Raw genomic sequence first — 23,464 nt, 5'->3', positions numbered from 1 at the left:
CTGGCCCTCATGACGCCGCTGTCACCGCCGCCGCTGTCCCGTATCCGGATCGGTTCCGCACCCGACTCGTGGGGCGTGTGGTTCCCCGACGATCCGCAGCAAGTCCCCTGGCAGCGTTTCCTCGACGAGGTCGCCAGGGCCGGGTACGAGTGGATCGAACTCGGCCCGTACGGCTACCTCCCCACCGACCCCGCCCGGCTCACCGAGGAAACCGCCCGCCGCGGGCTGAAGGTCTCGGCGGGCACGGTCTTCACCGGGCTGCACCACGGCGAGGCCGTCTGGGAGAAGACCTGGGCGCACGTCGCGGACAACGCCACCCTGGCCCGCGCCATGGGCGCCGACCACCTCGTCGTCATCCCGTCCTTCTGGCGCGACGACAAGACCGGTGAGGTGCTGGAGGACCGGAACCTGACGGCCGATCAATGGCGCGACCTCACCCGCCTGACCGAACGCCTCGGCCTGGAGGTCCGGGACCGCTTCGGCCTGCGTATCGTCGTCCACCCGCACGCCGACACCCACATCGACAGCGAGGAGAACGTCAGCCGTTTCCTCGACGCCACCGACCCCGAACTCGTCGCCCTCTGCCTGGACACCGGGCACTACGCCTACTGCGGCGGCGACAGCGTCAAGCTGATCGAGACGTACGGCGAGCGGATCGGCTACCTCCACCTCAAGCAGGTCGACCCCGAGATCCTCGCCGAAGTCGTCGCCGAGGGCACCCCGTTCGGGCCGGCCGTGGCACGCGGCGTCATGTGCGAGCCCCCCACCGGAGTCCCCGCCCTCGAACCCGTCCTGGCCGCCGCCCAGGCCCTGGACGTCGACCTCTTCGCCATCGTCGAGCAGGACATGTACCCCTGCCCCCCGGACCAGCCCTACCCCATCGCCGAACGCACCCGCCGCTTCCTCCGCTCCTGCGGGGCGTGAGCACAGCCTTTGTCACAGTGACCCTGCCGTGTCACACATGTCTCCATCACGCGGACCTTCCGTCACAGACGTTCAACAGGCCCTCTCCCCTCGTCACTCTGTGTCGTTCAACGGGCACAGGCTCAGTGATCGCCAGCGTCAACGCCGCGGCTCCCCCGACGGTCCTCCCGGACCGCCGCCGCGGCGCGCGCAGGGAGGTGCCAAAGATGACGGACAGAAGGCTCTGGTCCTACAAGGAGATTGCCGCGCACATCCGGGTACAGCCGGACACGGTGCGGTCGTACCGCAAGCACGGCCTGCTTCCGCAGCCCGACCATGTGGAGGGTGGCAAGCCCTACTGGTACCCGGACACGATCCGCGTCTGGGTGGCCAACCGCCCCGGCAACCGCGGTCGCGCGACCTGACGTTCCCGGCTGTGCTCTGGCGCCCCGGCCCCGCACCTCCCCCGGTACGGGGCCGGCCGCGTACATCCGGGGCCGTCCACCGGGGGCACCCGGAGACGGCGCCCTCGGTCAGCTCCTGACAGCCGGCTCCAGCTCGGGAGCCACCCGGGGCTCCGGCGCCGGTGCCGGTATCTCGCCCTCGCTGAGTCCGAACCTGGCGTGCAGGGCCCGCAGCGGGGCCGGTGCCCACCAGGTGGCCCGTCCGGTCAGTCTCATCACGGCCGGGACGAGCAGGCTGCGTACCACCATCGCGTCCATCACCACGGCCAGGGCGACGCCCAGGCCCAGCATCTTGGTGTTGGTCACCCGGGAGGTCCCGATGGCCACCATCACCACCGCCAGGATCACGGCCGCCGCGGTGATCAGCCCGCCGGTGCGCTGGAGCCCGAACCGTATGGCGTGCTCATGGTCGCCCGTGGTGTCGTACTCCTCCTTGATGCGGGAGAGCAGGAACACCCCGTAGTCCATGGAGAGCCCGAAGGCGACGCAGAACATCAGCACCGGCAGCGTCGTTTCGATGTCTCCGGTGGGGGTGAAGCCCAGGAGCCCGGACAGATGGCCGTCCTGGAAGACCCACACCATCGCCCCGAACATCGCCGTGAGGCTCAACGCGTTCAGCACGACCGCCTGGATCGGTATGAGCACACTGCCGGAGAGCAGGAAGACCAGGAGAAGGGTGACCACCACGACGATGCCCACGGCCCAGGGCAGCCGGTCGGCTATGGCGTCCTTGGAGTCGACCAGCACAGCCGCCGCCCCGGTCACCGATGTGTCGAACGGCGCGGCTTCGGCGCGCAGATCCCGCACGAGCCGCTGAGTCTCCTCACCCACGGCCTCCCCCTCGGGCTGCACCGAGAAGTACGCGTACGTCCCCGAGGTCACCGGCCCGTCCACCCGCAGCACGCCGGGGAGGCCGGCGATCCGGTCGCGGTACTCGGCGTACTGCGCGGCCGAGGCCCGCCCCTCGGCGAGGACCTCCAGCCCGCCGCCCGGACTGCCCGGGAAGCCGTCCCGTAGGTGGTCCTGGACGACCCGGGACTCGGCGCTCGACGGCAGCTGACGGTCGTCCGCCGTACCGAACTTCACTCCCAGGAACGGCAGCCCCAGCAGCACCAGCCCGGCGGCCGTGCCCACCGCGAAGAGGGGCGCCCTGCGCATCACCAGCGCCGCCATCCGCCCCCACCCAGCGCCCGCGGCCCTCCCCGGCCTCCGCCCGAACAGGCGGCGCAGATCCAGCGCGTTGACCCGGTGGCCGAGCAACAGCAGTGCGGCCGGCAGCAGGATCAGCGCGGCGGCGGCCGCCAACAGCACCACCGCGATGCCGGCGTACGCGAAGGAGCGCAGGAAGTACTGCGGGAAGACGAGCATCGCGGCGAGGGACACGGCCACCGTCAGCGCCGAGAAGAGCACCGTGCGCCCGGCAGTCCGCAGCGTCGTGGCCACCGCCGCACCGGTGCCGGCGCCGGCGGCCAGCTCCTCACGGAACCTCCGCACCACGAACAGGGCGTAGTCGATGGCGAGTCCGAGCCCCAGGGCGGTGGTGAGGTTCATCGCGAAGACCGACACGTCGGTGAACTCGGTGAGCCCGCGCAGCACGGCGTTGGTCCCGAGGATGGCGACGATGCCGATGCCCAGCGGCAGCAGGGCGGCGACGGCGCTGCCGAAGACCATCACGAGGAGCACCAGCGTCACCGGAAGGGCGATCAGCTCGGCGCGCAGCAGGTCGTCCTGGATGATCACCTGCATCTCGTGCCGTACGGCGACGGGCCCGCCGACGGAGACCTCCACCGGCCCGTGCGTGCCCCGGAACGCCGAGGCCATCCGCTCGAGGGTCTCCCCCGCCGTCTTCTCGTCGCCCTCGATACGCGCCGCGATCAGCGCCTCGCGCCCGTCCTCCGACCTGAGCGCCGGCGAGCCCGTCTGCCAGTACGACCCGACGCCGGTGATCCCCGGCTCGGCGGCGAGCCGCTCGGCGAGGCGCTGGGCCTGGGCCGCCACCTGGGGATCGTCCACCCCCGCCCGTCCGCTGTCGACGAGGAGCAGCAGGTTGGGCTGCGAGGCGGGGAACTCCCGCTCCAGGGCCTTCATGGCGTACGCGGACGTGGAGTCCGGGTCCTCCCAGCCGCCGCTCCCCATGCGGTCGGCCACCCCGCCGCCGGCGAACACCGCCAGCGCCGTGACCACCAGCGCGATCAGCAGTGTCAGCCGCGGCCGCGCGGTGGCGAACCGGAGTGCGCCGCCACGGGCGGGCGCGCCGTTGACTTCGGACATGACGCGGTGTCCCCTTCACCGTGATCTGTGACTCGTGCCCCCGTGGCACGAGTCACAGATCGTCCCGTTGCCATAAACTGGCAAACACGAGTCTTCGCTCGCGTTTCCCAAGAATGCGAGCGACCTCTCGTGTTTGTCAACCACACCGAGGAAGCTGGGGATTGTCGTGCCGGACGCCACAGGGCCGACCGAGGGCAAGCCGCGCCGCCGACAGGCACGCGGGGAGCGGCGCATCGCACAGTTGCTGGAGGCCGCCGCGCAGGTCTTCGCGACCACCGGATACACCGCCGCCAGCACCAACGCCATCGCCCGCGAGGCGAGCGTCTCCCCCGGCACGCTCTACCAGTACTTCCCCAACAAGGAAGCCATCGCCATCGAGCTCGGCGAGCGCCTGCTGCACCGGATGCGCGAGGCGCATGGCCAGGCGTTCACGCCGGCCAACTTCGACCTGCCGCTGCCCGACATGCTGGACGCGATCCTCGACCCGATGATCGAGTTCAACTGTGCGAACCCCGCCTTCTTCGCCCTGATGCACGGCTCCGACATCCCGGGCCGGATCACGGAAGAGCATGACGCGCTGCACGACTCGCTCATCTCCCGCATCCAGGAGCTGCTCGGCCACTACCGCCCGGACATGCCCGCCGACGAGCGGAGCCGGATCGCCGGCATGACACTCGCCGTGTTCAAGGGAGGCCTGGTCCTGGTCCTGGGCCACGCGGACACCGAGCGGGACGCGTACATCGAGGAGCTGAAGCGGATGATGCTCCGCTACCTCGACCCCGTCATCGGTGAAGCCGCCGCGTCGGCGGCGCGCGGAGGCGGCAGCACTGGAATTCATACCCCCTAGGGGTATACAGTAAGTACGTCGGGGCGCCACGGCGTTCCCTTGAGCCGCACTGGCCCCTGCCGCACCACGACTCTGACCGAAGAGGAGAACACCATGACCGCCGAGACGAGGACCGAGCTTCCCCAGGCCACCGGCTCCTGCTGCTCGCCCGCCGGCTCCTGCCACGACAGCGCGGCCGACGCCGAGACCGGCGGCATCACCACCGTCTACGAGGTACGGGGCATGACGTGCGGCCACTGCGAGGGCGCCGTCGCCGAGGAGATCTCCGCGATCGCCGGCGTCACCTCCGTCAAGGCCGTCGCCGCGACGGGCCTGGTCACCGTCGTCTCCGCGGCCGCCCCGGACGAGGCCGAGGTCCGCGCGGCGGTCGACGAGGCGGGGTACGAGCTCGTCGGCCAGGCCTGACACCCGAGAGGATCACTCCGGCCGGGCCGGGGCGCACCGCAACGGCGGGCCGCCCGGCCCGGCCATGGTCATTTCCTCCGCCTTTGCGGTGACTGTCCGTCCCTAGCCCCGCACCTCCACGTGATTTCACCTTCACGTGACTCACAGGACCTTCACAAAGAGACCTAGATCACAGATATTTGGGGGTAACCATTTGGACGGCTCGCGAGTCTAAATGGGCGATGCCACGAACGTCTTGGGGGACGTTCATGGGATGTCTTGGGGGACGTCCCAGGCAAGCGTTGGCCGGGGCACGTGCACCGGGGAGCTTTGAGCGGCCCTCCCGTACGTACCCCGGCAGATCGCATCGCGAGCTTCTGCTGAAACCGGCAGACGCCCGGACCCGGATCCCGTGGGGGGAATCCGTTCCGGGGATATGGGAAGCGCCCCGCTCGCCGACCCGTGGGGGGATCGGCGGCGGGGCGCTTCTCGCTACCCGCGGCTACCCGCGGCACCGCTGGAGCACCGCCGGACCGTGCCGGAGCCCCACCGAGGCGCCCATCAGCGCGACCCTCGGTGGGCGCCCGGTGCAGCGTGGCCGCCAGCGGCGCTCGCCTCAGCGGCTCTCGACCGGGACGAAGTCGCGCAGGACCTCGCCCGTGTAGATCTGGCGCGGGCGGCCGATGCGGGAGCCCGGCTCCTTGATCATCTCGTGCCACTGGGCGATCCAGCCCGGCAGCCGGCCCAGCGCGAAGAGCACCGTGAACATCTCGGTCGGGAAGCCCATCGCCCGGTAGATCAGACCCGTGTAGAAGTCGACGTTCGGGTAGAGGTTGCGCGACACGAAGTAGTCGTCGGAGAGCGCGTGCTCCTCGAGCTTCAGCGCGATGTCCAGCAGCTCGTCGGACTTGCCGAGCGCCGAGAGGACGTCGTGCGCCGCCGCCTTGATGATCTTGGCGCGGGGATCGAAGGACTTGTACACCCGGTGGCCGAAGCCCATCAGCCGGACGCCGTCCTCCTTGTTCTTCACCTTGTTGATGAAGGAGTCGACGTCGCCGCCATTGGCCTGGATGCCCTGGAGCATCTCCAGCACCGACTGGTTCGCGCCACCGTGCAGGGGGCCCCACAGGGCCGAGATGCCGGCGGAGATCGAGGCGAACATGTTCGCCTGCGACGAGCCCACCAGGCGCACGGTCGACGTCGAGCAGTTCTGCTCGTGGTCCGCGTGCAGGATGAGCAGCTTGTCGAGAGCCGAGACCACGACCGGGTCCAGCTCGTACTCCTGGGCCGGGACCGAGAAGGTCATCCGCAGGAAGTTCTCGACGTACGACAGGTCGTTGCGCGGGTAGACGAACGGGTGACCGATCGACTTCTTGTACGCGTACGCCGCGATCGTCGGGAGCTTGGCCAGCAGCCGGATCGTGGACAGGTGGCGCTGCTTCTCGTCGAACGGGTTGTGGCTGTCCTGGTAGAACGTCGACAGCGCGCTGACGACCGAGGACAGCATCGCCATCGGGTGGGCGTCGCGCGGGAAACCGTCGAAGAACCGCTTGACGTCCTCGTGCAGCAGCGTGTGCTGCGTGATCTCGTTCCGGAAGGCCGCAAGCTCGTCGACCTTGGGAAGCTCACCGTTGATCAGCAGGTACGCCACCTCGAGGAAGGTGGAGCGCTCGGCCAGCTGCTCGATGGGGTAGCCGCGGTACCGCAGGATGCCCTGCTCGCCGTCCAGGTAGGTGATCGCGGATTTGTAGGCGGCGGTGTTGCCGTATCCACTGTCCAGGGTCACCAGACCGGTCTGGGCTCGGAGCTTCCCGATGTCGAAGCCCTTGTCACCGACGGTGCTCTCGACCACCGGGTAGGTGTATTCACCGTCCGCGTACCGCAGTACTACAGAGTTGTCGCTCACGTCATCCCTCACCGACGTAGTGCCTCTTCTTCGAGGTGCCCTGACTGTCTCTACCATCCCCCACTTGGCCCAGCAGAGTGCACTCGGGGTCGACCATTCGGCCAATTGGCGGCACTCAGTGCCGTCAACCTGCTCATCCTGCCCCCTTCGCCCCGGTTGCGAAAGTCCGGATGATCCTTAGGTGATGTTTCCCACCCGCACCTCACCTTTCAGCCGATGACGCAGTGAGGTAAAGCGCCGGCCGGCGGAAACGGTACGGACCGCCTGCCCGATCGCCTTGCGCGAGCCGACGAGGACCACGAGCTTCTTCGCGCGCGTGACGGCCGTGTACAGCAGATTCCGCTGCAGCATCATCCACGCCCCGGTGGTGACCGGGATCACCACCGCCGGATACTCACTGCCCTGCGAGCGGTGGATCGTGACCGCGTACGCGTGTGCCAGCTCATCCAGCTCGTCGAAGTCGTACGGCACCTCCTCGTCCTCGTCCGTCAACACCGTCAGCCGCTGCTCGTCCACGTTCAGCGAGGTGACCACGCCGACCGTGCCGTTGAAGACCCCGTTCGTCCCCTTCTCATAATTGTTGCGAATCTGAGTGACCTTGTCGCCGACGCGGAACACCCGGCCGCCGAACCTCTTCTCGGGAACGTCCGGCCGCGACGGGGTGACGGCCTGCTGGAGGAGGCCGTTCAGGGTGCCCGCACCCGCCGGGCCCCGGTGCATCGGCGCCAGGACCTGCACGTCCCGGCGCGGGTCGAGGCCGAACTTCGCCGGTACGCGGCGGGCCGCGACGTCCACGGTGAGCCGGCCCGCCTCCTCCGTGTCCTCGGTGACGAACAGGAAGAAGTCCGGCAACCCCGAAGTGATCGGGTGCTGACCGGAGTTGATCCGGTGGGCGTTGGTGACGACACCTGACTGCTGGGCCTGCCGGAAGATCCGCGTCAGCCGCACGGAGGGGACCGGGCTGTCCGGGGCCAGCAGGTCGCCGAGCACCTCGCCGGCACCGACGCTCGGCAACTGGTCCACATCGCCCACCAGGAGCAGGTGCGCCCCCGGCGCCACCGCCTTGACCAGCTTGTTGGCCAGCAGCAGGTCCAGCATGGACGCCTCGTCGACCACCACCAGGTCGGCATCCAACGGCCGGTCCCGGTCGTACGCCGCGTCCCCGCCCGGCTTCAGCTCCAGCAGCCGGTGCACGGTGGACGCCTCCGCTCCCGTCAGCTCCGCCAGCCGCTTGGCCGCGCGGCCGGTGGGCGCCGCGAGGATCACCTTCGCCTTCTTGGCCCGCGCCAGCTCCACGATCGACCGGACCGTGAAGGACTTGCCACAGCCGGGGCCACCGGTGAGGACGGCGACCTTCTCGGTGAGCGCCAGCCGGACGGCCTCCTCCTGCTCGGGCGCCAGCTCCGCCCCCGTACGGTCCGCGAGCCACGCCAGCGCCTTGTCCCAGGCCACGTTCCGGAAGGCCGGCATGCGGTCCTCGGCGCCGCGCAGCAGCCGCTGGAGCTGTGCGGCCAGGGAGAGCTCGGCCCGGTGGAAGGGGACGAGATAAACGGCGGTGACCGGCTGCCCCTCGGGGCCGGGCACCTGCTCCCGTACGATCCCGCCCTCCTCCTCGTCGGCCGCCAGCTCGGCCAGGCACTCGATGACCAGGCCCGTGTCGACCTGGAGCAGCTTCACCGCGTCGGCGATCAGCTGCTCCTCCGGCAGGAAACAGTGCCCCTGGTCGGTGGACTGCGACAGGGCGTACCGCAGCCCGGCCTTGACGCGCTCCGGACTGTCGTGCGGAATCCCGACGGCCTGCGCGATCCGGTCGGCGGTGAGGAACCCGATCCCCCACACGTCGGCGGCCAGCCGGTACGGCTGGTTCTTCACCACGGAGATCGAGGCGTCCCCGTACTTCTTGTAGATCCGCACCGCGATGGAGGTCGAGACCCCCACCCCCTGGAGGAAGACCATCACCTCCTTGATCGCCTTCTGCTCCTCCCACGCGGCACCGATCAGCTTCGTCCGCTTCGGCCCGAGACCCGGCACCTCGATGAGCCGCTTCGGCTCCCGCTCGATGACGTCGAGCGTCTCAACGCCGAAATGGTCGACGATCCGCTCGGCGATACGCGGTCCGATGCCCTTGATCAGGCCGGAGCCGAGGTAACGCCGGATGCCCTGGATGGTGGCCGGCAGGACGGTCGTGTAGTTCTCCACCGTGAACTGCTTGCCGTACTGCGGGTGCGCCCCCCAACGGCCCTCCATGCGCAGCGACTCGCCCGGCTGCGCGCCGAGCAGCGAGCCGACCACCGTGAGGAGATCCCCGCCTCCGCGCCCGGTGTCGACCCGGGCCACGGTGTAGCCGTTCTCCTCATTGGCGTACGTGATCCGCTCAAGGACCCCTTCGACCACTGCCAGATTGGACATGCCCCGACGCTACCCGGCAGCTCGGACACCGCGGCGGGCCTGTGGACAACTCCGGGTCCTGCCCCTGGGCTCGGCTGGGGACTGGTGGTGGGCCTGCTGTTCATGGTTGCCGTTCCGGGCCGCCCTCCCTCCCGAGAGTCGCGGGCTCCGGCGCCCTGTCAAGGGCGCTTCGCGTCGGCTTCGCCGATGGGCTTCGCCCACCCTTGACAGGCCGCCTCCGCCCGCGCGTTTTCTCTCGGAGGGCGGCCCCGGGAAGCAGGCATCCCGGGGGACCAGCCCCTTTCCGGGCGCTCGTGGCCGAGGCCGCCCGCCCGGGGCAGGCGCGGCAGAGGAATGGGGGGGCTCGCTCCCGGCTCAGCGGCGGACGGCCGTCTGTGGGTTGCGGTACAGGACCTCGCTTCGGTGCGTGGTGGGTGCGCGGCAGTGGTGTGGGGCTTCTGGGCTGGGTTTGGCGGCTGCGGGTGGGTGAGGGGTTGGGGTTCAGGCAGGTGGCTGGGGTGGGTTCGGGCTGGGGCGGGTGGAGCCGAGCGGCCGTGGTGCTCTCAGGCGCCGCAGGGGTCACACCGGTAGCAGGGTCGGGGAGTTGTGGGCGGTACGGGACACCCAGGGGCCCGGCGACCACGGCAGGGAGGTGTCCCATCCCGCCCACAACTCCGGTGAGCAGACACGGGTGTGGCTGGAGGGGCGATTTCCCCCGGCTCCCGGCCGGACAGGGCAACACCCAGGCCCAGCCCCGCACCCACCCCAGCCACCTGCCTGAACCCCAACCCCTCACCCACCCGCAGTCGCCGAGCCGACCCCGGATGCCCCATGCCACTGCCGCGCACCCACCACGCACCGGAGCGAGGTCCTGTACCGCAACCCACAGACGGCCGTCCGCCGCTTAGCCGAGCCGCGCCGCCCCATTCCTCTGCCGCGCCTGCCCCGGGCGGGCGGCCTCGGCCACGAGCGCCCGGAAAGGGGCTGGTCCCCCGGGATGCCTGCTTCCCGGGGCCGCCCTCCGAGTGGGAAAAGGCGGGCGGAGGCGGCCGGTCAAGGGTGGGCGAAGCCCATCGCGAAGCGACGCGACCGAAGGGAGCGCCCTTGACGGGACGCCGGAGCCCGCCACACTCGGAGAGAGGGCGGCCCACACGCCCACCATGACCAGCACGCCCACCCCAAGGGCGGCGGCCCACACGGCAACCATGACCAGCACGCCCACACCCGGCGCTGGAGGGCCCGGTCCGTGGACCGGGCCCCGCGTGCTCCCCCCTCCGGCAGGGCTTCCTCAATCCCCCCGGATCCCCCCGGAAGCCCCGACGCCAGGTACGACTCGCGTCGTGCCGGGAGGGTTGTACGGGGGCGGTCGGCAGTTTCAGAGCACCTCCGACACGAACCTCCCCGCCGTCTCCTCCAGGACCTCCACCCCGTCCCGCGCCCAGAGGGTGTCGTTGAACAGCTCCACCTCGATGGGGCCGGTGTAGCCCGCCGCGTCGACCAGTCGGCGCCAGGCGCGCAGGTCGATGCAGCCGTCGCCGAGCTGGCCCCGGCCGTTGAGGACGCCGGCCGGCAGGGGGGTGGTCCAGTCGGCGAGCTGGAAGGAGTGGATGCGGCCCTGCTCGCCCGCGCGGGCGACGGCCGCCGGGGCGCGGTCGTCCCACCAGATGTGGTACGTGTCGACGACGACGCCGACCTGGGAGGACGGGAAGGGTTCGGCCAGGGCGAGGGCCTGGTCGAGGGTGGAGATGGCGCAGCGGTCGGCCGCGTACATGGGGTGCAGGGCCTCGATCGCGAGCCGGATGCCCCGCTCGGCGGCGTACGGGGTGAGTTCGGCGAGGGCGTCCGCGATACGTGCGCGGGCGGTCGGCAGGTCCTTCTCCCCCGGCGGGAGGCCGCCGGAGACCAGGACCAGGGTGTCGGTGCCGAGGGTGGCCGCCTCGTCGACGGCCGCGCGGTTGTCGTCCAGGTCGGCGGCGGTGGTGAAGAAGCCGCCCCGGCACAGGGTGGTGACGGCCAGCCCGGCGTCGCGTACGAGCTTGGCGGTGGCTTCCAGGCCGTACGCGGCGACCGGCTCGCGCCACAGGCCAATGCCGGGGATGCCGAGGCGGACGCAGGCCGCCGTCAGCTCGGGCAACGACAGTTGCCTGACGGTCATCTGGTTGATGCTGAAGCGGGTCAGACCACTCATTGCTCGACTCCGTACACCGTCAGCAGGGACTTCATGCGGGACTCCGCCAGCGCGGGGTCCGGGAACAGGCCCAGCCCGTCAGCCATTTCGTACGCCTTCGCCAGGTGCGGGACCGAGCGCGCCGACTGCAGGCCGCCGACCATCGTGAAATGGTCCTGGTGGCCGGCCAGCCAGGCAAGGAACACCACGCCCGTCTTGTAGAAGCGTGTCGGCGCCTGGAAGAGGTGGCGGGACAGCGGGACGGTCGGGTCGAGGACCTTGCGGAAGCCGTCGGTGTCGCCGGTGTCCAGCACCCGTACCGCCTCCGCCGCCAGCGGGCCGAGCGGGTCGAAGATGCCGAGCAGGGCGTGGCTGAAGCCGTGGTCGTCGCCCGCGATCAGCTCGGGGTAGTGGAAGTCGTCGCCGGTGTAGCAGCGCACGCCGTCCGGGAGGCGGCGGCGCAGGTCGACCTCGCGCCGCGCGTCCAGCAGGGACACCTTGATGCCGTCGACCTTGTCCGGGTGGGCCGCGATGACGTCGAGGAAGGTGTCGGTGGCGGCGTCCAGGTCCGCCGAGCCCCAGTAGCCCTCCAGCGCCGGGTCGAACATCGGTCCCAGCCAGTGGAGGACGACGGGTTCGGAGGCCTGGCGCAGGAGGTGGGTGTAGACGGTGACGTAGTCGTCGGGGGTGCGGGCGGCCGCCGCGAGGGCGCGGGACGCCATCAGGATGGGCTGCGCGCCGGTGTCTTCGACGAGGGCCAGTTGTTCCTCGTACGCGGTGCGTACGGCGGCCAGGTCCGCCGGGCCGGTCAGCTGGTCCGTGCCGACGCCCGCCGCGATCCGGCCGCCGACGGCCTTCGCCTCGGCGGCCGAGCGGCGGATGAGTTCGGCCGCGCCCGCCCAGTCCAGGCCCATGCCGCGCTGGGCGGTGTCCATGGCCTCGGCGACACCCAGCCCGTGCGACCAGAGGTGGCGGCGGAAGGCGAGGGTGGCGTCCCAGTCGACGGCCGCCGGTGAGTCGGGGGACACGTCCGCGTGCGGGTCGGCCACGACGTGGGCGGCGGAGAAGACCGTACGGGACGCCAGAGGTACCCCCGTCGGGGCGAAGGCAGCAGGCTCGGTACGGGGCTCGTACGTGCCGTGCGGGAGTCGGATCGTCACAGTGACAGCTCCGGTACGTCGTAACGGCGGCCCTCCGCCGAGGACTTCAGGCCCAGCTCGGCGAGCTGTACGCCGCGCGCGCCCGCGAGCAGGTCCCAGTGGTACGGCTCGTCGAGTGCGACGTGGCGCAGGAACAGTTCCCACTGGGCCTTGAAGCCGTTGTCGAACTCGGTGTTGTCGGGGACCTCCTGCCACTGGTCGCGGAAGGAGTGAGTGACCGGCAGGTCCGGGTTCCAGACGGGCTTGGGGGTCATGGAGCGGTGCTGGACGCGGCAGCCGCGCAGTCCGGCGACGGCCGAGCCGTGGGTGCCGTCGACCTGGAACTCGACGAGTTCGTCGCGGTGGACGCGTACCGCCCAGGAGGAGTTGATCTGCGCGATGGCGCCGCCGGCCAGCTGGAAGACGCCGTACGCGGCGTCGTCGGCGGTGGCGGCGTACGGCTTGCCGTTCTCGTCCCAGCGCTGCGGGATGTGCGTGGTGACGTGGGCGCTCACGGACGTCACGCGGCCGAACAGCTCGTGGAGCACGTACTCCCAGTGCGGGAACATGTCGACGACGATGCCGCCGCCGTCCTCGGCGCGGTAGTTCCAGGAGGGGCGCTGGGCTTCCTGCCAGTCGCCCTCGAAGACCCAGTAGCCGAATTCGCCGCGTACGGAGAGGATCTCGCCGAAGAAGCCGCCGTCGATGAGGCGCTTCAGCTTGAGCAGGCCGGGGAGGAAGATCTTGTCCTGGACGACGCCGTGCTTGATGCCGGCGGTCCGGGCCAGGCGGGCGAGTTCCAGGGCGCCGGCGGTGTCGGTGGCGGTCGGCTTCTCGGTGTAGATGTGCTTGCCGGCCGCGATCGCCTTGGTGAGGGCGTCGACGCGGGCGGAGGTGACCTGGGCGTCGAAGTAGATGTCCGTGGTGTCGTCGGCGAGGACCGCGTCGAGGTCGGTGGACCATTCGGTCAGCCCGTGGCGGTCGGCGAGCTCGCGCAGGGCGTGCTCGCGGCGGCCGACGAGGACGGGCTCGGGCCACAGGACCTGGCCGTCGCCGAGGTCGAGGCCGCCCTGGTCGCGGATCGCGAGGATGGAGCGCACCAGGTGCTGGCGGTAGCCCATCCGCCCTGTGACGCCGTTCATGGCGATCCGCACGGTTCTGCGTGACACGAAGGTCCTCCATGTGTAGTCGCTCGACGCCGGGTGATCGGCGCCGGGTGGTCCGGCCTCGCGTGGTCGGCGCCGGGCGGTCCGGTGCCGGGTGGTCCGGCCTCACGTGGTCCGGCGCCGGGTGCCCGGCCCCGGCGGTGTGGTCGGCGCCGGGCGTTCCACGCCGTGGGACGCGGTTCCCCGCGAGCGGTTCGCCTGCGGGAGTCTTGCCCGGACAATGTCGTAGCAAGCGCTTTCTATCAGTGATGACGCTAGCCTGCCGACAGCGGCCCGTACAAGGGCCTGGCCCGACTCTCCTCGGAGGAACGCGATGACAGTCACCCTGGCCGATGTGGCGGCGCGCGCCCGGGTGTCCCCGGCCACCGTCTCCCGCGTCCTGAACGGCAACTACCCCGTCGCGGCCTCCACCCGGGAGCGGGTACTGCGCGCGGTCGACGAGCTGGACTACGTCCTGAACGGCCCCGCCAGCGCGCTCGCCGCCGCCACCTCCGACCTGGTAGGCATCCTGGTCAACGACATCGCCGACCCGTTCTTCGGCATCATGGCCGGGGCCGCGCAGCACGCGATCGGCGAAGGCGCGTCGGGCCGGGCGGGCGGCGAGAAGCTCGCCGTGGTCTGCAACACCGGCGGCTCCCCCGAGCGCGAGCTGACCTACCTGACCCTGCTCCAGCGCCAGCGCGCGGCGGCCGTCGTCCTCACCGGAGGAGCCGTGGAGCACGCGGACCACATCGCGGCCATGGCCGCCAAGCTGGCCAAGCTCGCGGACGCCGGGACCCGGGTGGTGCTGTGCGGGCGGCCGCCGGTACCGGCGGCGGGCGACGCGATCGCGGCCGCGCTGACGTTCGACAACCGGGGCGGCGGGCGGCGGCTGACGGAGCATCTGCTGACGCTGGGCCACCGGCGGATCGGGTACGTCGCCGGTCCCGCCGAGCGCACCACCACCCGCCACCGCCTGGAGGGCCACCGCGCCGCGATGGAGGCGGCGGGGCTGGGCGGTGCGGACCTGGACCGGCTCACCGTGCACGGGCCGTACGACCGGCGCTCCGGATACGACGCGACGCTGGAGCTGCTGCGGCGCGACCCGGACCTGACCGCGATCGTCGCCGCCAACGACACGGTCGCGCTCGGCGCCTGCGCCGCGCTGCGCGACCAGGGGCTGCGCATCCCGGACGACATCTCGGTGGCGGGCTTCGACGACCTGCCGTTCTCGGTGGACGCGGTGCCCGCGCTCACCACCGTACGGCTGCCGCTGTACGAGGCGGGGGCGCGGGCCGGGCGGCTGGCGACGGGCACGGAGGCCCCGCCGCCGGGCGGTATCGCGACGATCGGCGGGGAGCTGATGGTCCGTGAGTCGACGGGGCGGCCACGGGGGTAGCGCGGCACCCTGGCGTTATCGTGGATCACACCGGCATACGGAGGACCGCATGACGACCATCACCATGGACCCGCTCAGCGCCTGGGACGCGCTGGACGGCGCGAACCTGCCCGGCGGCTACCGTGTGGAGATCACGGACGGGAAGATCATCATGACGCCGCTGAGCGAGAGCCGGTGGAAGGTCGTCCTCGAAGCCGCTCCCCAGATCAAGCAGCAGCTCGCGGGCCGTGGTGACATCCTCTCGGACGTGATGATCGATTTTCCGTCCAGTCGGTACGGATACGCACCCGACCTCGCGATCATCGCCCCCGGCTCGGAGCACAACAGCCACGGTCGCTACGAGTGGCACAGCCTCGAACTGGTCCTGGAGGTGGTCTCCAAGTCCACCCGGGACAATGACTTCGCCAAGAAGTTCCGGATGTACGCCCAGTGCGCCATCCCCGCCTACGTGATCGTCGACCCCTCGGACGGCACCTGCACCATCCACCGGCACCCGACGCGTACCGGCGCCTACAAGGACGTCGAGGAAGTCCTCTTCGGCCAGGATCTGGTGGTTCCGCTCGAAGGGCGCGAGATCACCATCAGGACGGACGGTTTCCCACGGCTCCATGACCGGCGCAGAGCCGACCCGGCACGGGACCGTCCCGCCGCGCGGGAGCCGCGAAAGCACACAGTGAGGAGCTCGCACCTGTGAAGTACGCCTTCTCCACCCTCGGCGTCCCCGGGATGCCGGTCCCCGATGTCGTCCGCCTCGCCGTGGAGAGCGGCTATCAGGGTGTGGAGCTGCGCGCCCACCCCGAGGAGCCGGTGCACCCGGGGCTGGTGGCGCACGAACGGCGCGCGGTGGTGGAGGAGTTCGCGCGCGAGGGCGTGGAGATCCTGACGGTCGCCGGGTACGCGCGGGTCGCGGAGGCCGGTGACGACGAGCCCGTGTACGAGGAGTTGCACCGGCTCGTGTACCTCGCGGCCGACCTGGGCGCACGTTACGTCCGGGTGTTCCCGGGCGGTGGCGACCAGGACCCGGCGGAGGCGGACGCGACGGCGGCCCGGCGGCTGGGCGCGGCGGCGGAGGTCGCGGCGGACCTGGGCGTACGGATCCTGGTCGAGACCCACGACTCGCACCGCACGGGGGCGGACGTGGCGCGGATCGTGGGGACGGTGGGCCACCGATGCGTAGGCGCGCTGTGGGACGTGATGCACCCCTGGGCGGCCGGCGAGGCCCCGGCGGCCACGCACGCGGTGCTGGCGCCGTATCTGGGGTACGTCCAGGTCAAGGACATCGCCTCGGTGGAGGACACCACTCCGCTCCCCCTCGGGGCGGGGGTGCTGCCGCTCGCCGAGTGCCTGGCGCTGCTGGGCGACAACGGGGCGGGGGACGGCGAGGCGTGGGCCTGCTGGGAGTACGAGAAGCGGTGGTACCCCCAGGCGGATGACCTCCCGCCGCTGCTGGCGGCGGGGCGGGAGTACCTGGCCGGGATCGCCTAGGCAGGGTCTCCCCGCAGGACCGCAGGGACAGCGGGACCCGGTCCCTGCCGGGCGCCGACGCGGGCCGCCCGGCAGGACGCTCCTCCGTGACGGGCGACGCAAGGCCGCCCGGGCAGGCCCCCGTCCGCCACGGCCCCTTACGCGGGTCGTCCCGCCGGCTGCTCGTCCGTGACGCGGGCGGGCGGGTGCGGCGGCGTCGCGGCCGTCGGCCCGGGAGCCCTCCGTACCACCCTGCCTCCCCGCGTCCCCGGCAACGACGTCAGCGCCACGCCGCCCACCAGCAGGGCCGCCGCGCACCAGCGCAGGGGGGTGACCGGCTCGCCGAGGAAGAGGGCCGCCGACGACATGCCGAACACCGGCACCAGCAGGGAGAAGGGGGCCACCGAGGACGCCGGGTAGCGGCGCAGCAGCCAGCCCCAGGCGCCGAAGCCGAAGACGGTGGTGACCCAGGCGACGTAGACGATGACGCCGACGCCGGTCCAGTCGAGGGACCGCAGCGCGGCCATGTCCCGTGACGGCCCTTCCAGGAGCAGCGACAGGGCGAGCAGCGGGAGTACGGGGACGGTGCTGACCCACACCATGAAGTTCAGCGCGTCGGGTGGGGACGCCTTGCGGGTCAGGACGTTCGAGACGCCCCAGAAGGCGGCGGCCGCGATGCACAGCGAGAAGCCGAGCAGCGGCCCGGCCGTGCCCTCGTCGATCGCGGCGACGGCGATCCCGCCGAGCGCGACGGCCATGCCCACCGCCCGCACCCGGCCGGGTCGTTCGCCGAGTGCCGCGAAGGCGAACAGTGCGGTGAAGACGGCCTGGATCTGCAGGATCAGGGAGGACAGGCCGGCCGGTGCGCCACGGTCCATGCCCGTGAAGAGGAGGCCGAACTTCGCGACGCCGAGTGCCAGCCCCACGCCGACGATCCACTTCCACGCCACCTTCGGGCGCCCCACGAGGAAGACGGCGGGCAGCGCGGCCACCAGGAAGCGCAGGGCGGAGAAGAGCAGCGGCGGGAAGTGGTCGAGGCCGATGTCGATGACGACGAAGTTGACGCCCAGGAGGGCGGCGACCAGTGCGGCGAGAGCGATGTGGGCAGGGCGCATGCGTCGAGCATTCCGGGACCTGACCATGTAGCACCAGCGCGGATTGCTTCATGATTGGATGAAGCAACGCTAACCAAAAACGGGGGGTTGTCGTGCTGGATCTGGCGCGCCTGCGGGCGCTGCACGCCGTCTCGGTGTACGGCACGGTCGGCGCCGCCGCGGCCGCGCTCGGCTACACCCCGTCCGCCGTGTCGCAGCAGATCGCCAAGCTGGAGCGGGAGACCCGCACCACCCTGCTGGAACGGCAGGGCCGGGGGGTGCGGCTCACCGATGAGGCTCGGCACCTGGCGTCGACGGCGCAGCAGTTGCTGTCCCTCGTCGAGGAGGCGGAGGTGCGGCTGGAGGAGCGGCGGGGTCTGCCGTCCGGGCGGCTGGCGATCGGGTGCTTCCCCAGCGCGGCGCGCGGGCTGATGCCCCAGGCGCTCGCCGAGCTGGCCCGCCGTCATCCGGGCCTGGACGCCCGCATGTCGGAGGTGGACCCGCACCGGTCGATCGACCTGGTAGCGCGAGGCGTGATCGACCTGGCCGTGGCACACGACTGGGACATCGCACCAATGCCGGCCCCGCCCGGGGTCGAGCAGGCCGTCATCGGCGACGACCTGTGCGACATCCTCGTACCGCTCGGGCATCCGCTCGCCGAGCGGGACGCCGTACGGCGCGAGGAGCTGAAGGACGAGCGGTGGATCTCGCAGCCGCCCGGCACGGTGTGCCATGACTGGCTGATGCGGACGCTGCGGGCGGCGGGCTGCGAGCCGCACATCGTCCACCAGGCCGAGGAGAACCACACCCAGGTGGCCCTCGTCGCGGCCGGACTGGGCGTGGCGCTGGTGCCGCGCCTGGGTCGCGGCAGGCTTCCCGACGAGGTCGCGACCGTACGCCTGGATCCGGTGCCGAAGCGGCGGTTGTCCGCGCTGTGGCGGGCGGGGGCGGCACGGCGGCCGGCGATCACCGAGACGGTACGTACGCTCCAGGAGTTGTGGCCGTCCGTGGCGCACGCCTGACGTGCACGTGTGCTTTCGGGGGAGGTCGGGGCGACACGTCGTCACGGTGGCACGGGAATCGGCGACCGGGTGTGAACCTGTGGTGCGGCGCGGACCGCGCCAACGCGCCCATGAAGCGCCGTAAAGGTACGTAAAGCTCCGTAAAGGCCAGTAAAGCTCCATAAAGCTACGAAGAGCATGGAAAGGGAGTTCTCCCCCATGGTGTCCAGACGCAGCTTCGTCCAAGCCGGCGGTCTGACCGCCGCCGTATGGGCGCTGGGCGGCCCGCAGCAGCTCGCCTGGGCGGGAACGAGCGAACCGCCTCCTCCCGGGGACCACATTCCGGCCACGGAGCTGGGGGACACGGCGGCCTGCACGGTTCCCGCCGGCCACGATCCGGAGGTGATCCGGGTCGTCTACCGGGTCGGCGGCGAACTGGGGGTCAACGACAAGGTGATGCTCGCCGGCTTCGAGGCCGGGTGGGTGGAGTCGCACATGAACAACCTTCCCTGCGGGCACCTCGACTCCGTCGGCGTCTTCCAGCAGCGCCCGAGCCAGGGCTGGGGCACGCGCGAACAGTGCATGGACGTGACGTACGCGGCCAACGCGTTCTTCGTCCGGGCCGTCGAGACCGACCGCGCCCATCCCGACTGGACCGCCGGCCAGGTCGCGCAGGGCGTGCAGCGGTCGGCGTTTCCCGAACGGTACGACCAGGCCGAGGCCAAGGCCCGCGCCCTCATCGACGAAGCAGCGAGGATGGGCCCGTTGCCCGGCCTTCCCGGCGTGGTGCGCTCAGGTCCTTGACCTGGCAGTTACTTTCCGGCTATGCGTGACTCCTTGGAAGTTTCCTTCATCCGGATGGCCGGAAGGAGCACCATGCACCACCGAGCCACACCCCACACCCCCTCCAGACGTACCGTCCTCACCGTCACCGCCGCCGCGGCGGCCGCCGCCGTCACCGGGGTCACCACCCCCGCCATGGCGGCGGGTGACGACCACCGCCTCAAGCGGCTCATCTCACGCATGAGCCTGGAGGAGAAGGTCGGCCAGCTCTTCGTCATGCGGGTGTACGGGCACTCCGCCACCGCCCCCGACCAGGCCGACATCGACGCGAACCTCAAGGAGATCGGGGTCCGCACCGCCGCCGAGCTGATCGCGACGTACCACGTCGGCGGCATCATCTACTTCTCCTGGGCCCACAACACCCGCGACCCGCACCAGATCGCCGACCTGTCCAACGGCATCCAGCGCGCCGCGCTCGCACAGCCGACGCCCGTGCCGGTCCTCATCTCCACCGACCAGGAGCACGGCATCGTCGCCCGGATAGGGGAGCCCGCCACCCTCATGCCCGGCGCGATGGCGCTCGGCGCGGGCGGCTCGCGCTCCGACGCCCGCCGCGCCGCCCACGTGGCCGGCGCCGAGCTGGCCGCGATGGGCATCCGCCAGAACTACGCGCCCGTCGCCGACGTCAACGTCAACCCCGCCAACCCCGTGATCGGCGTACGCTCCTTCGGCGCCGACCCGCGGGCGGTCGCGGGGATGGTCGCCGCGCAGGTCAGCGGCTACCAGCGGGCGGGCATCGCGGCCACGTCCAAGCACTTCCCCGGGCACGGCGACACGTCCGTCGACAGCCACTACGGCCTGCCGACCATCACCCACACGCGTGAGCAGTGGAAGACCCTGGACGCACCGCCGTTCCGGGCCGCCATCACCGCCGGGATCGACTCGATCATGACGGCACACATCGTCGTCCCCGCTCTCGACCCGGCCGAGGACCCCGCCACCCTCTCCCGCCCCATCCTCACCGGCATCCTCCGTGAGGAACTCGGGTATGACGGTGTCGTCGTGACCGACTCGCTCGGCATGGAGGGCGTACGCACCAAGTACGGCGACGACCGCGTCCCCGTCCTCGCCCTCAAGGCGGGCTGCGACCAGCTGCTCAACCCGCCGAAGCTGTCCGTGGCCTGGAACGCCGTCCTGAAGGCCGTACAGAGCGGCGAGATCAGCGAGGCCCGGATCGAGGAATCGATTCTCCGCATCCTCCGCCTGAAGGCCAAGCTGGGCCTGTTCACCTATCCGTACGTCACCCACGACTCCGTCGACCGCACCGTCGGCACCCGCCCGCACCTGGCCACCGCCGACCGGATCGCCGAGCGGACCACCACCCTGCTGCTCAACGAGGGCGGGCTGCTCCCGCTCAGCGCCGCCGACCGGCCGAAGCTCCTCGTCGTCGGCGCCGATGTCGCCTCCCCCTCCGGGACGACCGGCCCACCGACCGCCACCCTTGCCGGCGCCCTCACCGAACTGGGCTTCACCACCACGGCGTTGCCGACCGGCACCGCCCCGTCGGCCGCGAAGATCGACGAGGCTGTGGCGGCCGCCGCCGGCAAGGACGCCGTGATCGTCGGGACGTACAACGTCTCGGCGACCAGCAGCCAGCGCACGCTGGTGTCCCGGCTGGCCGCCACCGGCGTCCCGGTCGTCACGGTCGCCATCCGCAACCCCTACGACATCGCCCGCCTCAGCGGCCAGCGCGCCACGCTCGCCACCTACTCCTGGACCGACGTCGAACTGCGCGCCGCCGCCCGGGTCATCGCGGGCCGGGCGCGGCCGGAGGGCCGGCTGCCCGTGCCCGTTCAGCGCGCGGACGATCCGGCCCAGGTGCTGTATCCGATGGGCTACGGCCTGACGTACAAATAGCGCAATACCCCCGGGCGCGTCTGGCGTGTGCCCGCCACGGCGGGTCACGCTGGGCGCGAGGATCGGGGGCTCGCATGCGTCGGCAAGGAACCGTGTGCGCCGTGCTGCTGGCGGCGGCGCTCACCACCGGCTGTGAGCAGGCCAGTGGCGGCGCACCTGTCGGTTTCGAGGAGACCTCCACCGGCTACGGCGAGCTGTTCCTCGGCCCCGGCGAGTGCAGCACACGCGGCCGGGACTTCCGCGAGGTGCCGTGCGGCAGCGAGCGGGCGGTGGCGCGGGTGCTGACCCGGTTCGCGGGGCCACCGGCCGACGGGCCGGTCTGCCCCCGGACCACCGACTTCGTCCTGCACGTCTCGGAGAACCGCCCCGCCGCCGACGAGGACGGCGACGGGGCGGTGCCGCGGGGCTACGCCTGCATGCGCAACCTCCAGCCCCCGCACCCGGGCGACCCCGGGGGCGGCGGCGGGCCGTACACCGTCGTCGGGGACTGCCTCTACGGCTCCCGCAAGGGGCAGGTCAAGGAGACGGCCTGCGACGGCTCGGGCGCGGAGCGGCCGGAGTACCGGGTGGTCGAGGCCGTGGAGCGGCGGTCGCGGTGCCCGGCGTCGACGGATCTGTACGTGGAGCTGGGCGGGACGAAGCCGGTGGGCTGCGCGCACCGGTTGTGAGCGCAGCCCGTACGACTGCCTACGGACGCAGTGTCAGCTCACGCTTCAGCTCACGCTTGTCCAGGCGCGGGTCGTACGTCGTCAGCGGCGCCGCGCGCTGCGGGTCGGCCGGGGCGACGCCCGCCCAGGCCAGGATGCGGGCCGTGGCCTTCGTCCGCTCGGCCTCGGTCAGTCCGGCGACGTTCGCGCCGTGGTTGGCGCCCGGCGCGGTCATCACGTAGGAGTCCCGGGCGCCCTTGTCGACGCGGAACTTCTCGGCGCCCCACGGGTCGTTCCCGCCGTACACGAAGAGCATGCCGCGCCCCTGCGTACGCACCCAGGTGTCCACGTCTCGCATCACCCACGGCTTGAACCGCACCGGGATGTCACGCGGGACGAAGTCGCGGGCGGGCTGGTAGCCGTACCGGGTCAGGTCCTTGAGGTGGTCCATCGTCAGGCTGGGCGAACCGAGTTCGGTGGCGGCCTGGTAGTAGTACGGGGTGTAGGGCGCGAGGCCCTGGTCGCTGTAGAACGACCAGCCGGAGTACGTGTCGATGGTGTCGTACACGGCCTGGTCGGTGGCGGTGGCAGCGTCGGGGATGGAGGCGCAGTCGGCCTCGGTGTGGTACTGCCAGAAGCCCCAGACGAAGTCGAGGACGACCGCCTCGTACGCCTTGTCCAGGCTGCCGACGGTGGTGAAGGTCGCGCCCTCGGCCTCGGCCCAGGTGCGGAACTTCTCCTGGAGCGGCGCGCGGCGGACCAGCGCCTCGCGCTGGAGGGCGTTCAGCCGGTCGCGGCACTCCTGGGTGGAGACGGTCGCGAAGAACCGGTCGTACGCCGCGTCCTCCTTCTCCACCACGTCGTTGGGGGCGACGTACGCGACGACGCCGTCCATGTCGCGGGGGTAGAAGCGCTCGTAGTACGTGGCGGTCATGCCGCCCTTGGAGGCGCCGGTGGCGAGCCACTTGCGGTCGTAGATCTTCTTCAGGGCGGTGAAGATCCGGTGCTGGTCACTGGCCGCCTGCCAGATGTCCAGCTTCGACCAGTCGGCGGGCTGGGGGCGGGACGGGGTGAAGAACCGATACTCCATGGACACCTGGTTGCCGTCCACGATCCGCGTCGGCTCGGCCCGCCCGGGGCGGGTGCTGACGGCGTATCCACTGGTGTGGAAGACGGTGGGGCGGGCGGTGTCCTTGTGCAGCAGGGTGAGGCGCTGCTGGAAGGTGCCCTTGGAGTGGTCGCGGTGGTCGACCGGCTGGGTGTAGGTGAGGACGAAGTAGCGGTAGCCGGGGTAGGGCTTCTCCTCGACGAGGGACATCCCGGGGATCGCCAGGACGCGGTCCTTGATGTCCGTCGTTCCGGTGGTCGTGTCGTTCGTCGTGCGGCTGTCGGCGGTACCGGCGGCGGTGGCCGTGCCGGCCGCGCTCACGGTGCCTATGAGCACCACGAGCGACAGCAGCCATCTGAGCGTCTTGCGCATGCACCCTCCACGTGGGTTTGCGGTGGTCGCCGCGAACCTAGTGGGATCAACGTGCCTGCCGCCAG

19 protein-coding genes are annotated in these 23,464 nt (G+C 71.3%); 11 read left to right on the top strand and 8 right to left on the bottom strand.

The features are described from left to right. Nucleotides 1-9 precede the first annotated feature (9 nt). Nucleotides 10-924 carry a sugar phosphate isomerase/epimerase family protein gene (locus AMK26_RS01450; protein ID WP_073750997.1) on the top strand — a complete coding sequence of 305 codons (915 nt, stop codon included), beginning with the start codon at nt 10-12 and terminating at the stop codon, nt 922-924. A gap of 206 nt (nt 925-1,130) precedes the next feature. After that, nucleotides 1,131-1,328: a helix-turn-helix transcriptional regulator gene (locus AMK26_RS01445; RefSeq protein WP_073750995.1), complete on the top strand. Its 198-nt coding sequence runs from the start codon at nt 1,131-1,133 to the stop codon at nt 1,326-1,328. Between the two features lie 108 nt (nt 1,329-1,436). On the opposite strand, the gene AMK26_RS01440 is transcribed toward AMK26_RS01445, so the two are convergent. Beyond that, nucleotides 1,437-3,638: an MMPL family transporter gene (locus AMK26_RS01440; RefSeq protein ID WP_073750993.1), complete on the bottom strand. Its 2,202-nt coding sequence runs from the start codon at nt 3,636-3,638 to the stop codon at nt 1,437-1,439. Between the two features lie 166 nt (nt 3,639-3,804). Between AMK26_RS01440 and AMK26_RS01435 the strand changes: the two genes are divergently transcribed. Both AMK26_RS01435 and AMK26_RS01430 read left to right on the top strand, forming a co-directional pair. After that, nucleotides 3,805-4,485 (top strand): TetR/AcrR family transcriptional regulator, encoded by a 681-nt coding sequence (locus tag AMK26_RS01435; protein ID WP_073750991.1) that lies wholly within the window; start codon nt 3,805-3,807, stop codon nt 4,483-4,485. 93 nt (nt 4,486-4,578) lie between these two features. Continuing rightward, nucleotides 4,579-4,890, top strand: a complete 312-nt coding sequence (locus AMK26_RS01430; RefSeq protein WP_073750989.1) for a heavy-metal-associated domain-containing protein — start codon at nt 4,579-4,581, stop codon at nt 4,888-4,890. 595 nt (nt 4,891-5,485) lie between these two features. Here the strand turns inward: AMK26_RS01430 and AMK26_RS01425 are convergent. The 5 genes from AMK26_RS01425 to AMK26_RS01405 all read right to left on the bottom strand — a co-directional run bounded on the left by AMK26_RS01425 (nt 5,486) and on the right by AMK26_RS01405 (nt 13,638). Then, nucleotides 5,486-6,775 carry a citrate synthase gene (locus AMK26_RS01425; protein ID WP_073750987.1) on the bottom strand — a complete coding sequence of 430 codons (1,290 nt, stop codon included), beginning with the start codon at nt 6,773-6,775 and terminating at the stop codon, nt 5,486-5,488. A gap of 177 nt (nt 6,776-6,952) precedes the next feature. Next, entirely contained in the window at nt 6,953-9,184 is a 2,232-nt protein-coding gene (gene recD2 / locus AMK26_RS01420; RefSeq protein ID WP_073750985.1) for an SF1B family DNA helicase RecD2, read from the bottom strand. 1,354 nt (nt 9,185-10,538) lie between these two features. Further along, nucleotides 10,539-11,351, bottom strand: a complete 813-nt coding sequence (locus AMK26_RS01415) for a sugar phosphate isomerase/epimerase family protein (protein WP_073750983.1) — start codon at nt 11,349-11,351, stop codon at nt 10,539-10,541. Beyond that, nucleotides 11,348-12,490 carry a dihydrodipicolinate synthase family protein gene (locus AMK26_RS01410; RefSeq protein ID WP_073750981.1) on the bottom strand — a complete coding sequence of 381 codons (1,143 nt, stop codon included), beginning with the start codon at nt 12,488-12,490 and terminating at the stop codon, nt 11,348-11,350. The genes AMK26_RS01415 and AMK26_RS01410 overlap by 4 nt, the downstream gene beginning before the upstream one ends. Then, nucleotides 12,487-13,638, bottom strand: a complete 1,152-nt coding sequence (locus AMK26_RS01405) for a Gfo/Idh/MocA family protein (RefSeq protein ID WP_073750979.1) — start codon at nt 13,636-13,638, stop codon at nt 12,487-12,489. Before AMK26_RS01405 ends, AMK26_RS01410 begins: the two co-directional genes overlap by 4 nt. A gap of 310 nt (nt 13,639-13,948) precedes the next feature. Between AMK26_RS01405 and AMK26_RS01400 the strand changes: the two genes are divergently transcribed. From AMK26_RS01400 to AMK26_RS01390, 3 genes are read left to right on the top strand one after another with little or no spacing between them, the layout of a single operon-like run. Then, the gene (locus AMK26_RS01400) at nt 13,949-15,013 is read left to right on the top strand and encodes a LacI family DNA-binding transcriptional regulator (protein ID WP_073750978.1); all 1,065 of its coding nucleotides are present in this window, start codon (nt 13,949-13,951) and stop codon (nt 15,011-15,013) included. A 49-nt stretch (nt 15,014-15,062) separates the two neighbouring features. Beyond that, a complete protein-coding gene (locus AMK26_RS01395; protein WP_073750976.1) occupies nt 15,063-15,707 on the top strand; it encodes a Uma2 family endonuclease in 645 nt (214 codons plus the stop codon). After that, on the top strand, nt 15,704-16,498 hold the full coding sequence (locus AMK26_RS01390; RefSeq protein ID WP_073750974.1) for a sugar phosphate isomerase/epimerase family protein: 795 nt from the start codon (nt 15,704-15,706) through the stop codon (nt 16,496-16,498). The genes AMK26_RS01395 and AMK26_RS01390 overlap by 4 nt, the downstream gene beginning before the upstream one ends. Before the next feature lie 137 nt (nt 16,499-16,635). Here the strand turns inward: AMK26_RS01390 and AMK26_RS01385 are convergent, their stop codons facing one another. Then, nucleotides 16,636-17,592 (bottom strand): EamA family transporter, encoded by a 957-nt coding sequence (locus AMK26_RS01385; protein WP_073750972.1) that lies wholly within the window; start codon nt 17,590-17,592, stop codon nt 16,636-16,638. A 92-nt stretch (nt 17,593-17,684) separates the two neighbouring features. Here AMK26_RS01385 and AMK26_RS01380 point away from each other — a divergent pair, with 92 nt between their 5' ends. The 4 genes from AMK26_RS01380 to AMK26_RS01365 all read left to right on the top strand — a co-directional run bounded on the left by AMK26_RS01380 (nt 17,685) and on the right by AMK26_RS01365 (nt 21,940). After that, nucleotides 17,685-18,593 carry a LysR family transcriptional regulator gene (locus AMK26_RS01380; protein ID WP_073750970.1) on the top strand — a complete coding sequence of 303 codons (909 nt, stop codon included), beginning with the start codon at nt 17,685-17,687 and terminating at the stop codon, nt 18,591-18,593. A gap of 198 nt (nt 18,594-18,791) precedes the next feature. Further along, complete coding sequence (locus AMK26_RS01375) at nt 18,792-19,376, top strand: hypothetical protein (protein WP_073750968.1); 585 nt, start codon at nt 18,792-18,794, stop codon at nt 19,374-19,376. A gap of 72 nt (nt 19,377-19,448) precedes the next feature. After that, nucleotides 19,449-21,272, top strand: a complete 1,824-nt coding sequence (locus AMK26_RS01370; RefSeq protein WP_073750966.1) for a glycoside hydrolase family 3 protein — start codon at nt 19,449-19,451, stop codon at nt 21,270-21,272. A gap of 74 nt (nt 21,273-21,346) precedes the next feature. Further along, complete coding sequence (locus tag AMK26_RS01365; RefSeq protein ID WP_073750964.1) at nt 21,347-21,940, top strand: hypothetical protein; 594 nt, start codon at nt 21,347-21,349, stop codon at nt 21,938-21,940. 19 nt (nt 21,941-21,959) lie between these two features. On the opposite strand, the gene AMK26_RS01360 is transcribed toward AMK26_RS01365, so the two are convergent. Then, nucleotides 21,960-23,399, bottom strand: a complete 1,440-nt coding sequence (locus AMK26_RS01360; protein ID WP_073750962.1) for a S28 family serine protease — start codon at nt 23,397-23,399, stop codon at nt 21,960-21,962. Nucleotides 23,400-23,464 lie beyond the last annotated feature (65 nt).

Origin of the sequence: Streptomyces sp. CB03234 (assembly GCF_001905885.1) — a bacterium.
Lineage (GTDB): Bacteria > Actinomycetota > Actinomycetes > Streptomycetales > Streptomycetaceae > Streptomyces.
This window is presented reverse-complemented; position numbering and strand designations above follow the sequence as displayed.

Excerpts from the sequence above, each read along its gene's own strand:
- AMK26_RS01430 (WP_073750989.1), top strand. The coding sequence starts at position 4,579 with ATGACCGCCGAGACGAGGACCGAGCTTCCCCAGGCCACCGGCTCCTGC.
- AMK26_RS01415 (WP_073750983.1), bottom strand. The coding sequence starts at position 11,351 with ATGAGTGGTCTGACCCGCTTCAGCATCAACCAGATGACCGTCAGGCAA.
- AMK26_RS01400 (WP_073750978.1), top strand. The coding sequence starts at position 13,949 with ATGACAGTCACCCTGGCCGATGTGGCGGCGCGCGCCCGGGTGTCCCCG.
- AMK26_RS01385 (WP_073750972.1), bottom strand. The coding sequence starts at position 17,592 with ATGCGCCCTGCCCACATCGCTCTCGCCGCACTGGTCGCCGCCCTCCTG.
- AMK26_RS01370 (WP_073750966.1), top strand. The coding sequence starts at position 19,449 with ATGCACCACCGAGCCACACCCCACACCCCCTCCAGACGTACCGTCCTC.
- AMK26_RS01440 (WP_073750993.1), bottom strand. The coding sequence starts at position 3,638 with ATGTCCGAAGTCAACGGCGCGCCCGCCCGTGGCGGCGCACTCCGGTTC.
- AMK26_RS01445 (WP_073750995.1), top strand. The coding sequence starts at position 1,131 with ATGACGGACAGAAGGCTCTGGTCCTACAAGGAGATTGCCGCGCACATC.
- AMK26_RS01365 (WP_073750964.1), top strand. The coding sequence starts at position 21,347 with ATGCGTCGGCAAGGAACCGTGTGCGCCGTGCTGCTGGCGGCGGCGCTC.
- AMK26_RS01375 (WP_073750968.1), top strand. The coding sequence starts at position 18,792 with ATGGTGTCCAGACGCAGCTTCGTCCAAGCCGGCGGTCTGACCGCCGCC.
- AMK26_RS01450 (WP_073750997.1), top strand. The coding sequence starts at position 10 with ATGACGCCGCTGTCACCGCCGCCGCTGTCCCGTATCCGGATCGGTTCC.
- AMK26_RS01395 (WP_073750976.1), top strand. The coding sequence starts at position 15,063 with ATGACGACCATCACCATGGACCCGCTCAGCGCCTGGGACGCGCTGGAC.
- AMK26_RS01360 (WP_073750962.1), bottom strand. The coding sequence starts at position 23,399 with ATGCGCAAGACGCTCAGATGGCTGCTGTCGCTCGTGGTGCTCATAGGC.
- recD2 (WP_073750985.1), bottom strand. The coding sequence starts at position 9,184 with ATGTCCAATCTGGCAGTGGTCGAAGGGGTCCTTGAGCGGATCACGTAC.